This is a genomic window from Leptolyngbya sp. ST-U4 (genome assembly GCF_039962215.1).
Classification (GTDB): domain Bacteria; phylum Cyanobacteriota; class Cyanobacteriia; order Elainellales; family Elainellaceae; genus Leptolyngbya_A.
In genome coordinates this window covers 133,657-152,171 of record NZ_JAMPKZ010000013.1, presented here as the reverse complement: position 1 = coordinate 152,171, position 18,515 = coordinate 133,657, and the positions used below count along the sequence as shown (strand labels likewise).

At 53.7% G+C, this 18,515-nt stretch carries 15 protein-coding genes and 1 pseudogene; 7 read left to right on the top strand and 9 right to left on the bottom strand.

Going from position 1 to position 18,515, the window contains the following annotated elements:
- Positions 1-109 (bottom strand): annotated as a pseudogene (locus tag NDA02_RS18515) (photosystem II q(b) protein); the annotation flags it as partial.
- 146 nt (positions 110-255) lie between these two features.
- Entirely contained in the window at positions 256-606 is a 351-nt protein-coding gene (locus NDA02_RS18510) for a histidine triad nucleotide-binding protein (protein ID WP_190791031.1), read from the bottom strand.
- Between the two features lie 942 nt (positions 607-1,548).
- Here NDA02_RS18510 and NDA02_RS18505 point away from each other — a divergent pair.
- A complete protein-coding gene (locus NDA02_RS18505; RefSeq protein ID WP_348255629.1) occupies positions 1,549-3,075 on the top strand; it encodes a YifB family Mg chelatase-like AAA ATPase in 1,527 nt (508 codons plus the stop codon).
- A gap of 17 nt (positions 3,076-3,092) precedes the next feature.
- Here the strand turns inward: NDA02_RS18505 and NDA02_RS18500 are convergent, their stop codons facing one another.
- The gene (locus tag NDA02_RS18500) at positions 3,093-3,593 is read right to left on the bottom strand and encodes a hypothetical protein (protein ID WP_190791029.1); all 501 of its coding nucleotides are present in this window, start codon (positions 3,591-3,593) and stop codon (positions 3,093-3,095) included.
- Between the two features lie 75 nt (positions 3,594-3,668).
- Positions 3,669-4,667, bottom strand: coding sequence for an energy transducer TonB (locus NDA02_RS18495; RefSeq protein WP_190791028.1), 999 nt, complete (start codon positions 4,665-4,667; stop codon positions 3,669-3,671).
- Positions 4,668-4,787: 120 nt separating this feature from the next.
- Between NDA02_RS18495 and petN the strand changes: the two genes are divergently transcribed.
- Positions 4,788-4,877, top strand: a complete 90-nt coding sequence (gene petN, locus NDA02_RS18490) for a cytochrome b6-f complex subunit PetN (protein ID WP_088890440.1) — start codon at positions 4,788-4,790, stop codon at positions 4,875-4,877.
- A 64-nt stretch (positions 4,878-4,941) separates the two neighbouring features.
- Positions 4,942-5,085 carry a hypothetical protein gene (locus tag NDA02_RS18485; protein WP_190791027.1) on the top strand — a complete coding sequence of 48 codons (144 nt, stop codon included), beginning with the start codon at positions 4,942-4,944 and terminating at the stop codon, positions 5,083-5,085.
- 149 nt (positions 5,086-5,234) lie between these two features.
- Here NDA02_RS18485 and NDA02_RS18480 read toward each other — a convergent pair whose 3' ends face one another.
- From NDA02_RS18480 to radA, 5 genes are all read right to left on the bottom strand, one after another.
- A complete protein-coding gene (locus NDA02_RS18480; protein WP_190791026.1) occupies positions 5,235-5,816 on the bottom strand; it encodes a thylakoid membrane photosystem I accumulation factor in 582 nt (193 codons plus the stop codon).
- 303 nt (positions 5,817-6,119) lie between these two features.
- On the bottom strand, positions 6,120-8,096 hold the full coding sequence (locus NDA02_RS18475) for a DUF3685 domain-containing protein (RefSeq protein WP_199296440.1): 1,977 nt from the start codon (positions 8,094-8,096) through the stop codon (positions 6,120-6,122).
- Between the two features lie 97 nt (positions 8,097-8,193).
- Positions 8,194-10,350, bottom strand: coding sequence for a hypothetical protein (locus tag NDA02_RS18470; RefSeq protein WP_348255628.1), 2,157 nt, complete (start codon positions 10,348-10,350; stop codon positions 8,194-8,196).
- Between the two features lie 215 nt (positions 10,351-10,565).
- Positions 10,566-12,647 (bottom strand): hypothetical protein, encoded by a 2,082-nt coding sequence (locus NDA02_RS18465; RefSeq protein ID WP_348255627.1) that lies wholly within the window; start codon positions 12,645-12,647, stop codon positions 10,566-10,568.
- Positions 12,648-12,775: 128 nt separating this feature from the next.
- Positions 12,776-14,251, bottom strand: coding sequence for a DNA repair protein RadA (gene radA, locus NDA02_RS18460; RefSeq protein ID WP_190791023.1), 1,476 nt, complete (start codon positions 14,249-14,251; stop codon positions 12,776-12,778).
- Between the two features lie 187 nt (positions 14,252-14,438).
- On the opposite strand from radA, the gene rpaB reads away from it, so the two are divergent.
- From rpaB to fabD, 4 genes are all read left to right on the top strand, one after another.
- Positions 14,439-15,170: a response regulator transcription factor RpaB gene (gene rpaB, locus NDA02_RS18455; RefSeq protein ID WP_199296439.1), complete on the top strand. Its 732-nt coding sequence runs from the start codon at positions 14,439-14,441 to the stop codon at positions 15,168-15,170.
- A 247-nt stretch (positions 15,171-15,417) separates the two neighbouring features.
- Positions 15,418-16,452 (top strand): phosphate acyltransferase PlsX, encoded by a 1,035-nt coding sequence (gene plsX / locus NDA02_RS18450; RefSeq protein ID WP_190791021.1) that lies wholly within the window; start codon positions 15,418-15,420, stop codon positions 16,450-16,452.
- Positions 16,452-17,456, top strand: coding sequence for a beta-ketoacyl-ACP synthase 3 (locus tag NDA02_RS18445; RefSeq protein WP_348255626.1), 1,005 nt, complete (start codon positions 16,452-16,454; stop codon positions 17,454-17,456). The genes plsX and NDA02_RS18445 overlap by 1 nt, the downstream gene beginning before the upstream one ends.
- Before the next feature lie 105 nt (positions 17,457-17,561).
- A complete protein-coding gene (fabD, locus tag NDA02_RS18440) occupies positions 17,562-18,449 on the top strand; it encodes an ACP S-malonyltransferase (protein ID WP_348247546.1) in 888 nt (295 codons plus the stop codon).
- Positions 18,450-18,515: the final 66 nt, after the last annotated feature.

Here is an 18,515-nt window from a genome sequence, read left to right as displayed (position 1 = left end):
TGAGGACGCCGAACCAGCCGATGTAGAGGCGGTTGTCGGTGGAGGTGATCCAGGTGCAGAACTGCTCCCACAGGTTCGCGGAGTCGCGACGCTGTAAGGTAGTCGTCATATTTTCGATGAGTGCTATTGTTTATTCGCAATGAAGCAAGTTGAATTGCCTCTAATCAAATATTAAGGAAAATATTTCAATTTGTAAAGCGAGCGGTGAATTTTTCTCATCCCACTCCTAAAACCGACCTAGAGTATGACGCTGGCTCAACCGGGGGGCCAACCCAATGGACGACCCCCAAGCAGGTGCAGATGCAGATGGTAAACGGTTTGTCCGCCATCCTCTCCTGTATTAATCACCACGCGATAGCCGTTCGTTAACCCCATCTGGTCAGCGACTCGCTTTACCGTCAGCAGCAAATGACCCATTAGTGCGTGGTTTTGAGATTCTGCATCCGATAGTTTTGCGATCGGCTCCTTAGGAATTACCAGAACATGAACGGGGGCTTGAGGATTAACGTCTTTGAAAGCAAGGCAAAGATTATCTTCATAGACAATCTCCGCAGGGATTTCGCGACGAATAATCTTGCTAAAAATCGTGTCAGAAGTTTCCGTCATAGGGCTTTACAAAATTAAATCTCACATCATGGGATTTGCTGTCATTCTAAGGGGTAAGAGCAGTTTGCGGCATTGCTTTGACGCGATTACTTGAAGGGAAAGTGCTTTGCAACGGCTACTGCTCTTAAATCGTCTAAATGTTCGATGAGTGCTTGAAGCTTCCTGACTGTAAGGTTTGGGAGCTTTTTTATCAGGTTTAAACCGTTTAGTTTTAAAGGCGATCGCTCAAGGATGCTGTTAACAGCAATGGACTTTGAGAGGAAAGGCAAGCAAGCTGTATGGCGGCAGGCACAATAGCCATAGCGACAGCATTACTGAGGGCTCAGGGACTTGTATCCAGTCGTTCAGGCACTCGCCGTCCTTTGTGCAGGGCAACGCTCATCTCAACAAGTTACTCGAAGCTTGACGATCGCATTTCAATCCTCTTTGAGCCTATCCATAGTGAAATGGGCTTGCTGTTCTTCTATGATTAGGAGTTGAACGGATCAGGAGTTGAACGGTTTTTTGACACGTTGTGATAGTGCTTTTACAACTTTGTTAAACCGATCGATGTTCAAGTCATCGAATGCTCCTCCATAAACACAAGCTTGCATCGTTTGCCGCCATGAGTAACGTGCTTAGATCATCTGCTCAGATTAATTGTCAAGCAGTCTTTTACTATTTTCTCGAAGCCAGGTATTGATGTTTTGTAGCATGGGGGAAATTGCAAGCTCAAAGTCTCCCTCAAGCATTTCCTTCCCTCAAACATTTCCTTAAGGTCAAGGATGAGAAGAACATCTGTGGCCCGGCTCATCAGTCATTGCTCTTGCTGCACTGGTGCAATCTTTCGGATTTTGGGCATTCTACCTGAAATATTTTATTTCTCTAGGGTGGGAAACGGTTTTGCGTCTCCTGAGAAGTTGCGCTTGACAACCGCCACCGGAGCAGTCGCGGAAAAACATTATGCTGGCTAGAGTCTGGAGTGCATCGCTGGTTGGGATCGACGCAGTGAAGGTGGGCGTTGAGGTGGATGTGGCAGGGGGGCTGCCCGGAATCGTGGTGGTGGGACTGCCGGATACTGCCGTTCAGGAAAGCCGGGAACGGGTCAAAGCTGCTTTGAAAAATGCGGGCTATACCGTTCCCATGCGAAAGATTGTAATCAACCTGACTCCTGCCGATTTGCGAAAGGAAGGTCCGAGTTTCGACTTGCCGATCAGTGTGGGCATTTTAGCGGCTTCAGAGCAGGTGAGCCCGGCAGTTTTGTCTGACCATCTGTTTCTGGGGGAAGTGTCACTGGATGGGGCACTGCGCCCGATCGCAGGAGTCTTGGCGATCGCAGCAACCGCTCAGCAGGTAGGTATGAAAGGGCTAATTGTTCCGGCAGACAATGCTCGCGAAGCAGCGGTGGTGCAAGGCATCTCAGTTTATGGATTGCAGCACATTTCGGAAGTTGCGGATTTTCTGAATCAACCCGATCGCTATCAGCCGCTCAAACTCGATGGTCAGGCAGAGCTCGTTCGATCGCGTTCTCAGAGTCTCGACCTGAAAGATGTCAAAGGGCAAACCCAGGCGCGCCGGGCACTAGAAATCGCTGCTGCAGGAGGGCACAACCTGATTTTCGTAGGTCCACCCGGAAGTGGAAAGACGATGCTGGCGCGAAGATTGCCGGGAATTTTGCCACCCCTTACTTTTGGTGAGGCATTAGAGGTCACACAAATTCACTCAGTCGCTGGACTCCTGAAGGACAGAGGCAGTCTGATGGGCGAGCGTCCGTTTCGCAGCCCGCATCACTCGGCATCGGGTCCATCGCTGGTCGGCGGCGGCAGCTATCCGCGTCCGGGGGAAATTTCGCTGGCGCATCGAGGAATTCTATTCCTGGACGAGCTGACAGAGTTTAAGCGGGATGTGCTGGAATTTTTGCGACAGCCGCTCGAAGACGGTCATGTCACGATTTCGCGGACGCGGCAGTCGGTTTCGTTTCCTGCAAAATTTACGCTGGTTGCCAGCACAAATCCCTGTCCCTGCGGTTACTTTGGCGATACGATCCAGCCCTGCACCTGTAGCCCACGTCATCGGGAGCAGTATTGGGCAAAGCTGTCGGGTCCGCTAATGGATCGAATTGATTTGCAGGTGATGGTCAGCCGCCTTAAGCCAGAGGAGATTACCCAGCAGACGATCGGCGAAGATTCAGTCACGGTACAGGCACGAGTTCAGGCAGCCCGCGATCGAACCCTGCATCGCTTTAAGGAAGAAACATTGCGATCGAATGCAGAAATGCAGAGCCGTCATTTGCGGCAGTGGTGCCAACTAGACGACACAACACGCAATTTACTAGAGAGTGCAATTCGCAAACTAGGACTATCTGCCAGAGCCACCGATCGCATTTTGAAAGTGTCTCGCACGATCGCTGACCTTGCCAATGAAGAGAGTTTGCAGACACATCATGTCGCAGAGGCGATTCAGTATCGGACGATCGATCGAATGCAATAGCCAATCTGCGGAATGAGCTACGATTCGGTTACAGATTGATAGCACCAGCTCAGCAGCATTGCCCCGATCGCGAGTTTGCAAACTTCCAGCAGCCAGTAAACGCCCTGCATCTGCACCATTGCGCCAGAGAAAGCCGGAGTCGATTCAAACCAGTTGAGCTGAAGTCCCAGAGCACTCATTTCTGGGGTAAGCCCGTAGGTGTAGCAGCAGACGATCGCCAGCAGAGCTAGAGCTGCCGGAATTGCCCAGCGGTGTTGAAAATGGGTGGAAATTGTGCGAAGCACCAGCATTCCGGTTAGCACCAGTGCAGCCATGAATAACTCCAGGTGATTAAATACCCAGAAAATCGAATAGCCCGCAGCCGCAAAGCCGGGCTCGGTCAGCATTCCTGCCATCGACAGCATGGGCATAATCACCAGATCAAGCAGCAGACTAGCACTGAGCCAGAAGGCGAGTACAGCCAAAACCATTGTGCGCCAGCGGGGACGCAGAGCTTCCGAATGAACGATCGCTGACATATTTTTAATGAATGAAGCGTGTTATAAATTCCTTCTCTGAGCTTAGCGAATCTGGCTCTGCAGTAGCGTAAACGATTATTGCGCGGGTGTTAAGGGTTGTGGCGAACTGAGCGTTTGGCTGGCAGCAGATTCGTCCGCAGGATAATAGGTAAACGTGAAATTGACTCGCAACTGCGATTCAGTCGTCTGAGTCGGAAAGGGGGCAAAGGGCGCAGCCACCCGCACTGCCTGAAGCGCAACCGTATCTGCGGATGGGTCGCCGGAAGACTCCACCAGACGCAGATTGATTAAGCGACCCTGGCGATCGATCTCAAACTGCACCTTTGCCTGACGCAGTGCTGAAACCGTAATTCTTTGCCAGTTCTGGTCAATTTGGCGATTGAGCGTCGAGACATACGCACCCCACAGCTCATCGCCAGCAGCATCAAGGCTGGCGGGCCCAGGGGCTGTGCGATCGGGGTTGATTTGCCCGTCGAGCCCCTGCCCAGACTGAGGATTGATTGGCGGGGCTGCCCCCCCCACTGGAGCCGCAGGACGGGGAACCATTGCGGTCTGGGGAACGGCAGGTTGGGCAGAACGGGGGACGGCAGGCGATCGAGTCGTTCTCTGAATTTCAGATGGCTCTGAAGTTGCAGGGCTGGGACGGGGAGATGGAGGAACGGAGGACGGGGCAGGATTGGCAGCAGCAGGCTGAGGCGCAGACTGAGGCACAGATTGAGACACAGACTGAGGCGGATTAGGGGTACTGGGTCGATCGGGAATCGGTTGGGGGGCTGTGCTCTGGCTCGTCTTTCCGGCACTAGGTGGCAAAGCTTCATTTCTTGAGCCGCCTGCATTGGAATTAATTTGTGCGCGACGCGAGGATTCGGTTTCTTTGGACGGGTTGATCGCCGGATCAAGGTAAACAAATTCAACGCCGATCGGGTCTTTTTGAGCCTGCCGATTTTCGCGCTGCTCTAGCGACCATCCGACAAACAGTAGCGCATGGGCGACGATCGCGACTCCGAGACAAAGGGTGAGGCGTTTTTTCTGCCGGGTGTGGTGTTGCGATCGGGCGAGTTGGGAGAGGGACATGGGAAGAGGGGTGGGGGAAGGGGAAAGGGGGAATCTGCTTGGCGTGACGACCCTGAGTGAAGACCGTTTGCATTATGATCAGATTTGTAATGCTTCGATGTCTCTCTTGATTAACTGCTCATGGATATTTTGACTTTAGGATGGGTTTCTCTGCTGTCCGTATTCACATTTTCGATCGCGCTCGTTGTTTGGGCACGAAACGGACTCTAATTCTGGAGGCATCCCGATTGAGTGATGCGGGTGTGTTGATGAAATTTATTCGGGCGGAGCGGCTATGAGTGAATCCTCTCCTCTGCTTACCGTTTTGGCGTTTGCAACTTTGGGACTTTTAATCGCGGTGACCGGTGGTGTTGCGTATCTGACCACAATCGAGTGGCGCGATCGACGCAGCAGAGAAAAAGAAAAGCGGGGAAAATAACTTTCTCCGCTCTGAATCAAAATAAAGGGCAGCGCGTCGACTCGACCTGCTGCTTTTTTGTGAGTTGCGATCATGAACTGTGTTGAGCAGTATTCATGAAATTTCGTGAAACCTTGTTTTTAAGGCAGTTTGGAGTAAAAACAGCGTGACTAAGGAGCAAGCTCAGTGCTGATTTCATTGACGGGTCGCCGTCTCAGCTCTGTTGACTCCGATCGCGGCAGCAGGTTAAACACTTCACGCAACACATCATCAATCCGCTCCAGGGAAATCGAGCCTTTTTCGTTCAGCACAATTTTGTTGGATTGATCGAATATTACGGTTTGAGGCACATAGCCTTTGTAATAGTAGCCAGGTTCATCCGAGCGATAGCGATCTTTGAGTGGCAGCGGGTCTACGCTTAGCGCAATCATGTTCATTGCCCACCCATACAGCCCATCGATCCGAGAAACGACGAGCGCGTATTCTTTGCAGTCCAGGCTGTCGTCTGTATAAAGCATCAGCAGCGTTGGCTTTTCATTTTTGAATGCTTCTGCCAGCGTGATGTTGGGCGGAACGAGGGAGCCGTTGCCCGCATAGAGAGGGAAGATGTTGCCGTCGAAGCGATCGTCGGTCAGGAGTGCGGATGCAGGCGCAGTATGGGCACAAAAAATAACCAGCCCCAGCAGAAGGCTCAAACATAGACGAGCGATAGATCGACGGGTCAGAGAGGGTTGCCAGAATTGAAAACGCATGAACAAATCACCCGAATGGTGAATGATGGGCAATGTAGCTTGAGAGGATGTTTGAAAGTTGTCATCCGAACCGCCCGTCTAGCCCTCTTCTGAGGGGAAACCTCGCTCTTCTTCTGAATCTCAAAGTCCCCACATTAGAGAAGTTAGGGGGCGATGTAGAATACCAAATCCTGTTCAAACAACCTCGAATCAGCCACTCTCCTGATTGTAAAGCGTCAGGTGATTGTAAAGCGTCAGGGCATCGGGCATCCGACAAGGTGAGGTTCGGCAATTTGTCAGTTAGAGATTCAGTTAGAGATACTGCTATTTTCGAGGGGGGCGATCGTCTTGCATCACATTGCCAATGCCTTCGACGATGCCGCGACCGATTAAGCCAATCCCCCGCCCGATCACGTTGGTCAAGACATAGATTAAACCATTGCCGACAAACGCAACCACATTTTGCAGGCGCGGGGCAACGGCATCGCGGGTTTCGAGGGCGAGGGTGACGACAAAGGGAATGCCGCTAAGCTGCACGAGTTCGGGGTTGCGCGGTGCGTAGATTGGCACTTGCTTGATGCTGCGTCCGGTAAAGACAAACAGGCGATACTGGCTTTCAAAGATATCCTTTGGCTCACTGTAGAGTCGCTGAAGCCGATATCGCCAGGATAGATCGTTGCGAAACCGCTCGACTTCGCGGGTGGACAGCAGGCGGCGATCGTAAAAGTTTTGCTTGATTGCTTCCACATTGGCAAAACGATTCAGCAGGGGCTGAATTACGGCATTTGCGACTTGAATCATCAAGTTCTCCAGCAGAATTTCGGTTCGCGCCAGGGATTCGGGGTTGCCTGCCAGGTAGGGTGTACTGCCCACCAGGAGCGGCGTTTGAAACAGCAGATGAGACAGCAGCTCAACCACGCCCGGAACTTTGTTGAGAATGGCAGCCTGCACCGTTTCTTCGTCTTGCAGCAGCACATTGACCAGATCAAACTCGATGCCGTCTACCATCAGCGTGGCATAGCGTCCAAAAAAATCCGAGGTAGTGTTTTGCCACAAATCCCGCAGGAGGGACGATCGCTTCTGATCCAGCAGATCCGGCGATACCTGGGAATAGCGCAGCTCCGACAGCAAATCTTCCAGCTTTCTTAGAATCAGGTAGAACAGTTCGCGCTTTTTGTCTTCTCGCAGAATGTCCGTTTCCAGCGGAACGTCGGTCTGATTGACCAAACTGGTTTGCAGCTTTGAAAAAACCGCATCAAAGACGATCGACTGCACGGTGCGGGAATCCGCAGGGACGATTGCCCCAGCAGCAGCAGGGCTTTGAATCGCAGTGGTTGTCGCTCCAGGCAGCGCGAGAGAACGGCTTGCAGGGTTCGGGACATCCGCAGCGGAGCCAGCTGAGGAAGGGACTCCCTGGGCAGTACTGGGCAGGCGATCCTGCAATTCATCAGCCCCTGGAACAGGCGGCAGCAGGCGATTGAGTACCCAACGGGCAGCTCGTAGCTCACGCGATTGCCCCGCCAGAACTGCCCGATCGATCGCTGATAAATCTAAATCTTGCAGGGAAGCGCTGATTTCAGCGAGGGCACGATCGATTTGACGGTTGCCAGAGCTTCGCCAGCGTTGCAGCAGCCGAGTCACGGCAGAAGAAGGCGCGGTTCGAGGATTGGGTAAGGTTTGGGGCGATTGCTTCGCAGTTCTCCGAAGGGGTAATTGTTGCTCCAGTCTTTGATCAAATAGGCTTTCTGTTGCGTTTGCCGCCTCGACCGTTTCAGAAAAACTGCCTCGCCCGGCTGCTTGCCGAATCGCTGTTACCAAGACAGGCACATCAGCAGTTTTGGCACAGTAGCCGCTTGCCCCTGCCTGTTGCGCTGCCGCTCGGACGATCGGTTCGGAATTGGCACTGAGCAGCAGCACGGGCAAATCGGGATACAGAGCTTTGATTTGCTGACAGAGGGCTAGTCCCTGAATTTGGGTGGGGTCTGTACGTCCTAGGCCGACATCGAGCAACACCAAATCAATTCCTGCGGTCAGGTTGGGATTGGCATCGATCGGAGCATCAGCAGGACGCTCGGGCACCGAATCAACCACCACCGCAATATCCGTCACGCTAAAGCGATCGGCAAGCGTAGCGCTAAAGCGATCGGCAAGCAGTTGCAGAGCAGTTTCACCGTCTGAAGCTTCGGTCACCAGTTCCAAATCGCGAAACGGCGCGAGTGCCAGCCGAAGTCCCAGCCGAAACACGGGGTCGGCATCAATCAGCAGCAGCCGCAGCAAACGGCTTGGCAAAGCATCGCGCATGAAGGCACAACGTCACACAAGAATTATGGGACACACCATACCAGAACTAGGGTGCGAGATATAGTCTAGGGGTGAGTAATTCTAATCATGACTAGCCCTAGTTGTTGTAGCGATTGTCGTAGTAGCCGTCAAACGGAGGCTCTTCGGAGGATGGCTCTGCCTGAGGGGCGGGGGCTGGTTCGATCGCCTCTGGCGGGGGTGGCGGGCCGGGCTCGGTTTCAACAACCACTGGCGAGGATTCTGGAGCGGGCACAGTTTCGATCGCCGAGGGCAGTCCTCCGGTTGCCGGATCAGTAGAATTTGAAAATGGTTCCGGCGAGGGACTCCACTGGCTGTCCGGTGCAGGACTGTATTCGGAATCGTCGGGCAATGGCTCACTGTAATCGTCAGAAACATCAGGCTGGGGGTTCCAAAGCCGATCGCGTTCTGACTGCCAGCCTCCGATCGCACTTTGCGCCTCGCCGTATAGGGCACGTCCAGGGTCGATCTGGCTTGCCACGCTGATTGCAGTGGACAGGTCGCCATTTGCTGCCAGCGATCGCGCTCGATCGAGAATGGGACGATCGGCGGCAATTTGCGCTCGAACGATGAGTTCGGTGTTCCAGCGATCGACCAGGGATTGTGCCTCACGATAAAGTACTCGTCCGGGAGCCACCTTCTTCACCACGGTAATTGCGGTGTCGAGGTCGCCATTTTCCGCCAGTAGCCACGCCTGGTCGAGCAGCGGCTGATCTTCGATCCGTTCGATCTGATCCTGCCAGGAGGCAATCAGGGTTTGCGCCTGGAGCCGCAGTGAGCGTCCGGGCTGGACTCGTCGGGCTTGCTCAATTGCATTTTTTAGCGATCGGCTATCTCCCGGTTTTGCCAGTGCCAGGGCGCGATCGAGAATTGGCTGGTCTTCGATCCGCTCTGATTCTTTCTGCCAGTGAGAAACCAGCGTTTGTGCCAGGAGACGGCGCGGATTTTTGGGGGGAATCTGGCTTGCCTGAGCGATCGCCCACTGCAAACTATTGTGCTGCCCCACCTCTGCGGTCATATGGGCGAATTGAAGCTGAGCCAAATCCTGAAGCTGTGCCTGCCAGTTTTTCTGGAGGCTTTGTGCCTGGGCATAAAACGGACTGCCAGAGGGAATTTGCTTAAGTGCGCCGATCGCTTCCATCAGGCGATAGAGCTGCCCCAGCGACGGCATCCATTTCGAGGTTGCCCCGCCGATTGCAAGCTGATATGCCTGCGCGAATCGGACGAGATCCTGCACTTCTGGCAGTTTGACGGTTGCGGGAACCGAGCGAAGCAGATCGACTGCCGCCTGCGGGTTGCCCTGCTGCCATTTCTGGTTTGCCAGCGTCAGCAGCTTTTGGCTCCACTGTTTCAGCAAAGGATTAGCTTCTTCAGCCGCATAGGTTCCGCCCGAAATTTGGGAAGCGGTGGCGATCGCTACTCCAAGTTGAAGCGAATCGGGATTGGCAGCCAGTCTGCGTGCCTGGGAAAGCGTTTGGCGTGCCTGTTTTTCTGCTCCAAGCTGTTGACTCAGAGCCGTTGAGCCTTTCTCAAGCTGCCAGTAGGTTTGCTCAAAATCAGACAGAGCGAGAATCTGTTCGGCAACAATATCCCATTGCTGCTGCTTGAGCGCGGTTTGGGCTTTGGCATACATCACGGCTGCCTGCTGCGCGTATTTTTGCCAGATCGCCACCGATTTTTGTGCCTCTGCGTAAACAGGCGTCGTTTTCGGAATTTTCTGAACGGCAGCCAGTGCGCCTTTGAGATCATTTTGCTTGACCTTGGCGCGGGCGATTTCGAGAAGCTGCCCAGACCACGTGGCAATTAAATCCTGGGCTTGTCCGTGAAGCGGATGATCAGAAGACCATTGATTCAGCGTCTCGATTCCTGCGACCAAATCTTTTAATTCGCCCGATCGCGCTGCTTCTTGAGCACAGTAAAGCCGCTCCATATCTGTACTCTGGTCAGACATCTGCTTGCATTCAACAGGCGGCGGCAGCATCACCAGCCAGATAAACGCCGAAGTTCCCATGCCGCAAAAGATCGCCAGCACAACCAGCCAGGTCAACGACCATCGCCAGCCCGGAACAGAACCAGCTCTTGCGGTCGAGCCTTCCATCGGTGAGCTGTCCGGCTCTGCAACTCCCTCAGCCGGAGACAAATCTGCCGGAGTATTCTGTCGCGCTGCAAAGAAGCTTCGCAGAACAGGCGGTGTTCTTTTTTTCTCCAAACGATCCCAAAACGGATTTTTCACCATATCGCCTTCATACACCCCTTCAGAGCATCTGTCAGGTTAATTTTTGAACAGCGACACCAACTGAAGAAAACGAATTTGTTTTGAATCAAGCGTGACTCTAACCGTAGCAAAGGTACAGCTATCAAAACCTTTTATTGAATCTGTCTACCGAATAGTAAACCGATCGCCCCTCGATCGCTAACCTATCTTTTGACAGAGGAAGGGCGAAGAGCTGCCTAAAACAAATCATCCGCTTCGTCTGCATCGCTGCTAAACGCATCACCATCTCGCTGCTTCAGCCATTGCCCGATCGTCCCCTGCGCTTCGAGATACAAATCCCGACCCGGCTGGATTTCAGCTGCGGTTGCAATTGCTCCGGTCAAATCCCCTTTCGCTGCAAACGCTTTTGCCCGATTCAGGATTATACGATCGGCTGCCATTTCTGCGCTGCGAATCGCCATCTTCCAGGTTTCGATCGCCTGTTGCACCTGGGGATACAGGGCACGGCTGCTGCCAATCTTCCCAACAAGGGCAATGGCTTCGGTGTATTGTTCCCGCTTTGCCAGAGTTTGCGCCTCGTTCCAAATCGGCTGATCTTCAAGCAGTTGGATCTGCTGCTGCCATTGAGACGTTAGACGCTGAGTTTCGCTCCAGGTTGCCCGATCGGACGGAATTTGTCGCAGGTGAGCGATCGCCTGTTGCAAGTCGGGAATCGTGTTTCGGGCGGCGACCGTCTCTGCTGCATTCAGAATGGGCTGATCTTCGATAATTTGAATTTGCTTTTGCCACTGAGCGATCAAATTTTGCCCCTCGTTCGTCATCGAACTTCGACCAACGATCGGTTTCGTTTGCTCGATCGCCCAATTCAACGTCGATTGCTGCCCTAGCTGTGCTCCCAAGGTTGCCCACTGAAGCTGAACACCGTCTTGAAACTGTTTTTCCCAGGTTTGCTGCCTTGCCTGCGCCTGCGGATAGAGCGGACTCGAAGTAGAAATTTGACTCATTGCCGAGATGCCTTCGATCAGGCTCCAGATCTGCTGCCAGGAGGAATCTTCATTGACCTGAGCTACCTGCTTCTCCGCATGGCTGAACTTGACTAAATCCTGCACTTCGGACGGCAGCGGCACATTCAAGGGAACCTGCTGAACGGCAACGATCGCCCCATTCAGATCGCCCTGCTGCCACTGACGCATTGCCAGATCAAGCAGCGATCGCCCCCATTGTTCAAGATCTGCCTGCGCTGCTTGCCAGGCATAGGTTTGGGGCACAATGTCTTTCACCAGCCCGATCGCCCCTGCTAAATCCGAAATCGATCGGCTTTGCGCCACTTTTCGCGCTTTGTTGAGTGCCTGCCAGCCCTGCTTTTCTGCCTGAATTTGCTGCGCCAAACGATCGGCTTGAGTCACCCGCCAGTAGTCTTGCTGAAGCTCATTCAGCGTCGCAATCCAATCAGATGCCTCTGTCCAATTTTTTGCCTGCATTGCGGCTTGAGCGGCGGCATAAATCTGCTCTCCCTTTTGCCACTGCTGTTCCCAGTGGGCGATCGTTTCCTGCGCTTCGGGATACACCGCGCTCGATGCTGGAATCTGGTTTGCCGTATCAATCGCACCCTTCAAGTCGTTTTGCGCCATTTGATCGCGAGCCGCAATCAGCACCAGTGTTGACCAATCCGAAATCGATCGCTGCACCTCATCGTACAAAGGTTCCTGCTCTGACCAGCCGTTGATTAGTGCCATTGCTGCCAGGAGATCTGGAAGCTGACCCGATCGCGCCTTTTCCTGAGCGCAGTACAGCCGCAGGTTTCCGGGCGAAGTCCGGGCTATGGAACGGCATTCGGGCAAGGGAGGCAGACTTGCCATCCAGGCAAAAGCAACAATGCCCAAGCCACCGAACGCACCCAGTGCCCAGAGCCAGACGATCGACCACTCCCACGGTTTCGGCTGGGTCTTCAGGAAAGCGGGCATCGGGGGCAGGGGAATCGCAGGCAGTTTGACCGCAGGAACGGTGAGTTTTGGTTGAGGTAGCCGTTTGAGCTGGGCTGCTGCTGGGTTGAGTAAGTCTGTTTTGAGATTGAATTTGAGATTGAACTTTGGCTTGGGCTTTGATTTTGATTGCCGCTTCCCGACTTTCCCCACCGTTGACTTTGCGGGTGGCGGCTGAACCGCTTCTGAAGGCTGTAGGGGGTGATTCGGCTCAGGGAGGGGCTGCGCCTGCTGCACTGGAGGCAGTTCGACCGATCGCCTGCCCTGGCCAGACCCATCCAACCGAGGTTTTAGAATGGGGGGCAAATTGAACTGAGACTGGGAAACATTCCTCACACCGACACTCCGCCTGAACGCACCATGAACTGATCGAACTCAATCGACATTTGCGATCGGTCTGGATGATCAGCTTACTCACAGATCACAAAATTGGATCACAGTTCAGGCAGAAATTGTGCAACTTTTTATGATTTTGACCCTACCAGTGCCGCAGTAATCGCATCTACCACTCTAGATACGGACACGATCTCCATTCCAGGGATCGAGATACCGTGGCTCGACGGAATAATCGCCCGCTTAAAGCCCAGCTTTGCCGCTTCCTTCAAACGCGGTTCCATCTGGGAGACAGGACGAATCTGTCCGCCTAGTCCAACTTCCCCAATTACCACCGTTTCCGGGTCAACCACTCGATCGCGGAAGCTGGCCGCAATCGCCACTGCTACGCCCAGATCGGCAGCGGGTTCCGCCACGTTCAGACCCCCCGATGACGCAACGTACGCATCCAGCTTCGACAAGGGAATGCCAACGCGCTTTTCCAGCACCGCCAGAATTTGCAGCAAACGGTTGTATTCCAGCCCCGTCGTCGATCGCCTCGGTGAGGTATAGCTTGTCGGGCTGACCAACGCCTGAAGCTCCACCACGAGCGGACGGGTTCCTTCGCAAGCCACGATCGTCGCCGTGCCCGGAGACTGCTCATCCCGGTTGCCCAAAAACAGCTCCGACGGATTGCGGACTTCTTCTAAGCCACGGTCTGCCATTTCAAACACGCCCAGTTCATGGGTCGCGCCAAAGCGGTTTTTTACCGATCGCAAGAGACGATGGCTGGCAAATCGATCGCCTTCAAAGTACAGCACTGTATCCACCAGGTGTTCCAGCACTTTCGGTCCGGCGATCGCGCCTTCTTTCGTGACGTGCCCGACAATGAACAGCGTAATGTGGTCGCGCTTGGCAACCTGCATCAGTGCCGAGGTACACTCCCGCACCTGAGACACCGAGCCGGGAGCGGATGCAATTTCCGTATCGTAGATTGCCTGGATACTGTCGATAATGGCAACCTGAGGACGGAGCGATTCCAGTTCACGCACGATCGATTGCATATCGATCTCGGGCAGCAGGTAAAGGTCGGCATCCTCAGACCGGGGCGAATCATCCACCAGCAGCTTTGGATGAATGGGTTGGGCATCTTCGGCGAGTTCAGCCAGCCCAATTCCCAATCGCTGCGATCGAAGTTTCACCTGCTGCCCAGATTCCTCCGCACAGACGTAGAGGGTTCGATGCCGTTGAGCAAGCTGATTTGCAACTTGTAATAGCAGGGTTGATTTCCCGATGCCAGGGTCGCCACCAATCAAAACCAGCGAACCGGGGACAATGCCACCGCCCAACACGCGATCGAGTTCCCCATAGCCCGAGGAAATACGCGATCGGGGATGGTCATGAATTTGGGCAAAAGTCAGCGAGGCAACGGCTTGAGGAGCATCTGTTTTCGATCGGCTACCATTGCGGGCAGCAACTGCGGTAGCGCGTCGGTTAATCGCGGCAGGCGCGGCAACCACCTGTTCAACTAGGGTGTCCCACTCGCCGCAGTTCGGACATCTGCCAAAATGTTGCAGCGATTCTCCACCGCAGGCATTACAGACATAGAGCTTTTTGGGTTTAGGCATTCTTGGAGAGAAAATAATTTGAGAGTGCTTAAAGAATCTTCAGAAGCGAAATGACTCTTAAGAAAGAGTGAAATGTTAGAACAATGGGAGATGAAGGTCTCTCTGTTGAATTAAGTGAGCTAATATCTTAATGATAAAGTGACAAAAATTTATTGATAAAAACACGCTTCAAGGAGTGTTAAGTCAGTTGGAAAGCCATAAAGAAAAAATCCTGGTGGTCGATGATGAAGCCAGTATCCGCCGCATTCTCGAAACTCGCCTTTCGATGATTGGCTACGATGTCGTCACGGCAGCCGACGGTGAAGAAGCTCTCGAAACATTTCGCAATGCAGACCCCGATCTGGTCGTGCTAGATGTGATGATGCCCAAGCTCGACGGCTATGGCGTTTGTCAGGAGCTTCGCAAAGAGTCTGACGTGCCGATTATTATGTTGACTGCGCTAGGAGACGTTGCCGATCGCATCACAGGCTTAGAGCTTGGCGCAGATGATTATGTCGTAAAACCTTTCTCCCCCAAAGAACTGGAAGCCCGAATTCGATCGGTGCTGCGTCGCGTTGAAAAAACGGGCACGTCCGGCATTCCCAGCTCTGGTGTCATTCAAATCAACAACATTCGCATCGATACCAATAAACGCCAGGTCTACAAAGGCGATGAGCGCATTCGGCTCACAGGTATGGAATTTAGCCTGCTCGAACTGCTGGTGGGGCGATCAGGTGAGCCATTTTCTCGCGCTGAAATCTTGCAGGAAGTCTGGGGTTATACGCCAGAGCGTCACGTCGATACGCGAGTGGTGGATGTGCATATCTCCCGCCTGCGCGCCAAGCTCGAAGATGACCCCAGCAACCCGGAGCTAATTCTGACCGCTCGCGGCACGGGCTATCTGTTTCAGCGGATTGTACCACCCGGAGAAACGGAGTAATCCGCAGTGTGCAGCTCCAATTTTTTGGTAGGATGAGCCTCTTGCCCGTCCGGGTTCGGGCACCGGTAAGATAGTGACTCCAGAAGGTAAACCCAGAAGGCACGCTTATAAAACACAAGAGTTTCGCTCATCCAACAGTACAGAGCATTAAAATTTGAGCTTCTCTCCGTGAGATCTCTGCTAAATCTCTGCGTTAAGGAGTAGATTTCATCTGATAAAATTTGTGAGGTTTCTATCACTTTGATCAATGGGATCGACTCAGGCACGGATCGCAGTGGACGCGATGGGAGGGGATTTTGCCCCAGGCGAAATCGTAGCGGGCGCATTACGAGCACAGGCAGAGCTAGGGGTAGAAGTCCTTTTGGTGGGCGACCCTGAGCAAATCAAAGCTGTGATGAAGCAGCACAACACTTCGCTTCAGCTGGAGATTGTTCCGGCTGAGGGCATCATCGAGATGCATGAGGAGCCGTTGAGCGGTCTGCGACGCAAGCCCAAAGCATCTATCAACGTTGCAATGGATTTGGTAAAGCAGGGACGGGCCGATGCGGTCGTTTCGGCAGGTCATTCGGGGGCGGCAATGGCAGCAGCTCTGCTGCGCCTGGGTCGAATCAGGGGCATCGATCGCCCCGCCATTGGAACTGTCCTACCCACGATGGATGCGAATAAATCGGTGCTGATTCTGGATGTGGGCGCAAACGTAGATTGCCGTCCGAAGTTTCTGGAGCAGTTTGCGGTGATGGGAAATGTCTATTCTCAGTACGTACTGGGTGTAGATGCGCCGAAGGTCGGCTTACTCAACATCGGCGAAGAGTCTTCCAAGGGCAATGAACTGGCCCTCCGCACCTACGAATTATTAGAAAAGAATTCCAGCCTCTCGTTTGTGGGCAATGCTGAAGGGCGCGATGTGCTTTCCGGTCGGTTTGATGTGATTGTCTGCGATGGCTTTGTTGGCAACGTGCTGCTGAAATTTGCCGAGGCGGTTGGAGAAGTGCTGCTGCAAATTCTACGGGAAGAACTGCCGCGCGGCTGGCGGGGGCGTTTGGGCGCGATGCTGCTGAAGCCCAACCTGCGCCGGATCAAGCAAAGAGTTGACCACGCAGAACACGGTGGCGGACTGCTGCTGGGCGTGGATGGCATCTGCATTATCAGTCATGGCAGCTCTCAGGCTCCGTCAGTTTTTAATGCGATCCGGCTGGCAAAAGAAGCGGTGGATCATGATGTCCTCGATCGCATCCGATCGCAGTATCAAAAAATCCAGGCAACTGCCACCAACGAGGAATAATGTCAAACCAATCAGGAATCGGGGTTGCCTTCACCGGAAGCGGCTCGGCTGCGCCGGAGGCAGTTCTAGATAACGAGAATATGAGCCGGGTCGTTGAAACCTCGGACGAGTGGATTGCCAGCCGTACCGGAATTCATCAGCGGCATCTGGCAGCCCCGGGGGAATCGCTCAAGCAGTTCGCAGCGCAGGCAGCTCAAAATGCCCTCAACATGGCGGGCATCTCCGCTGCCGATGTGGATCTGATCATCCTGGCAACTTCCACAGCAGACGATCTGTTTGGCAGTGCCAGTCAAATTCAGATGGCGATCGGTGCCCATCGAGCCGCAGCTTTTGACCTGACCGCAGCCTGTTCCGGTTTCGTTTTCGGCATGGTGACTGCTGCCCAGTATATTCGCACTGGAGCTTATCAAACCGTGCTGCTGATCGGGGCAGATGTCTTATCGCGCTGGGTAGACTGGGGCGATCGTCGCACCTGCGTTTTGTTTGGAGACGGGGCAGGCGCAGTCGTGATGCAGGCTTCGAGCGTGGGCGATCGACTCCTGGGATTTGAGCTTCGCAGCGACGGCAGCCTGAGCAACTATCTGACGTTGGCTCATGAGGGACAGCCAAGAGAATTAGTTGATGATGTGGCGATCGGACAGGGTAGTTATCAACCCATTCAGATGAACGGGCAGGAAGTCTATCGCTTTGCGGTGCGAAAAGTGCCGGAAGTGATCGAGAAAGCCTTATTTCGGGCAAACCTGACCGTGGAGCAAATCGACTGGCTGCTGCTGCATCAGGCAAACCAGCGCATTCTTGATGCTGTAGCGGATCGGCTCGCGCTGCCTAAAGAAAAGGTAATCAGCAACATGGCGCGATACGGCAATACCTCAGCGGCATCGATACCGATCGCCCTGGATGAAGCGGTGCGGGCAGAACACTTGAAACCCGGAGACGTAATTGCCTCTGCCGGATTTGGGGCAGGTATGTCCTGGGGCGCAGCTATTTTTCAATGGGGCAAATAGCGACTGTTGTATCACCGCCCTGAAATTTGAGTCGAACCAATCAACCCGATCGATCAATTCACTCAATTCAGTAAAAATTTAGATCAAGAACTCGGACAAATTGCAATGAAAACAGCATGGGTGTTTCCGGGACAAGGTTCCCAGGCTAGCGGCATGGGCAGCGATCTGCTCGAAATCGAGTCTGCGAAAGCGCGGTTTGTTCAGGCAGAGAAAATTCTTGGCTGGTCTGTGCCCGAAATTTGCCAGAGCGCAGAAGATAAGCTCTCCAAAACGCTGTACACCCAGCCTTGCCTGTATGTGATTGAGGCAGTTCTCACCGATTTGATGCGCGATCGGGGACTCACCCCAGATGTTGTTGCCGGACATAGCCTGGGTGAATACAGCGCACTCTATGCCGCAGGCGTGTTTGATTTTGAATCGGGACTGCGCTTAGTAAAGCGGCGATCGGAGCTAATGGAACAGGCTTCTGGTGGTCTGATGGCAGCTTTGATCGGGTTCGATCGCGCCCAGCTTGAAGCGCAGCTTGCCCAAACGCCTAGCGTCGTCCTTGCCAACGACAACAGCGATGCCCAGGTCGTCATCTCCGGCACTCCCGAAGCAGTTGAGACAATCATGGCAAACGTGAAGTCTAAGAAAGCAGTGAAGCTGAACGTCAGCGGGGCATTTCATTCGCCGCAGATGAGCGACGCGGCAGCAGAATTTAATCAGGTGTTAGAGACGATCGCCTTTCAATCCGCTCAGGTTCCCGTGCTGTCGAACGTTGACCCCACCCCTGCCACCGATGCTGCGCTGCTGAGGGATCGGCTGATGCGGCAGATGACTGGCTCAGTACGCTGGCGCGAAATTTCCCTGGCGTTTACAAACCTGGAAATTAATCAGGCGATCGAAGTGGGTCCAGGCAAAGTACTGACCGGACTGCTAAAGCGTGCCTGTCCCGGAATGGAACTGGCCAATGTGAGCAGTCTTGCCGAGATCCCAGCTCAAGCCTTTTGAGGAATACAAATCCAGCATTGTTAGGATGGGTTAGGCAAAGCCGTAACGCATCAATCTTGGAAGCTT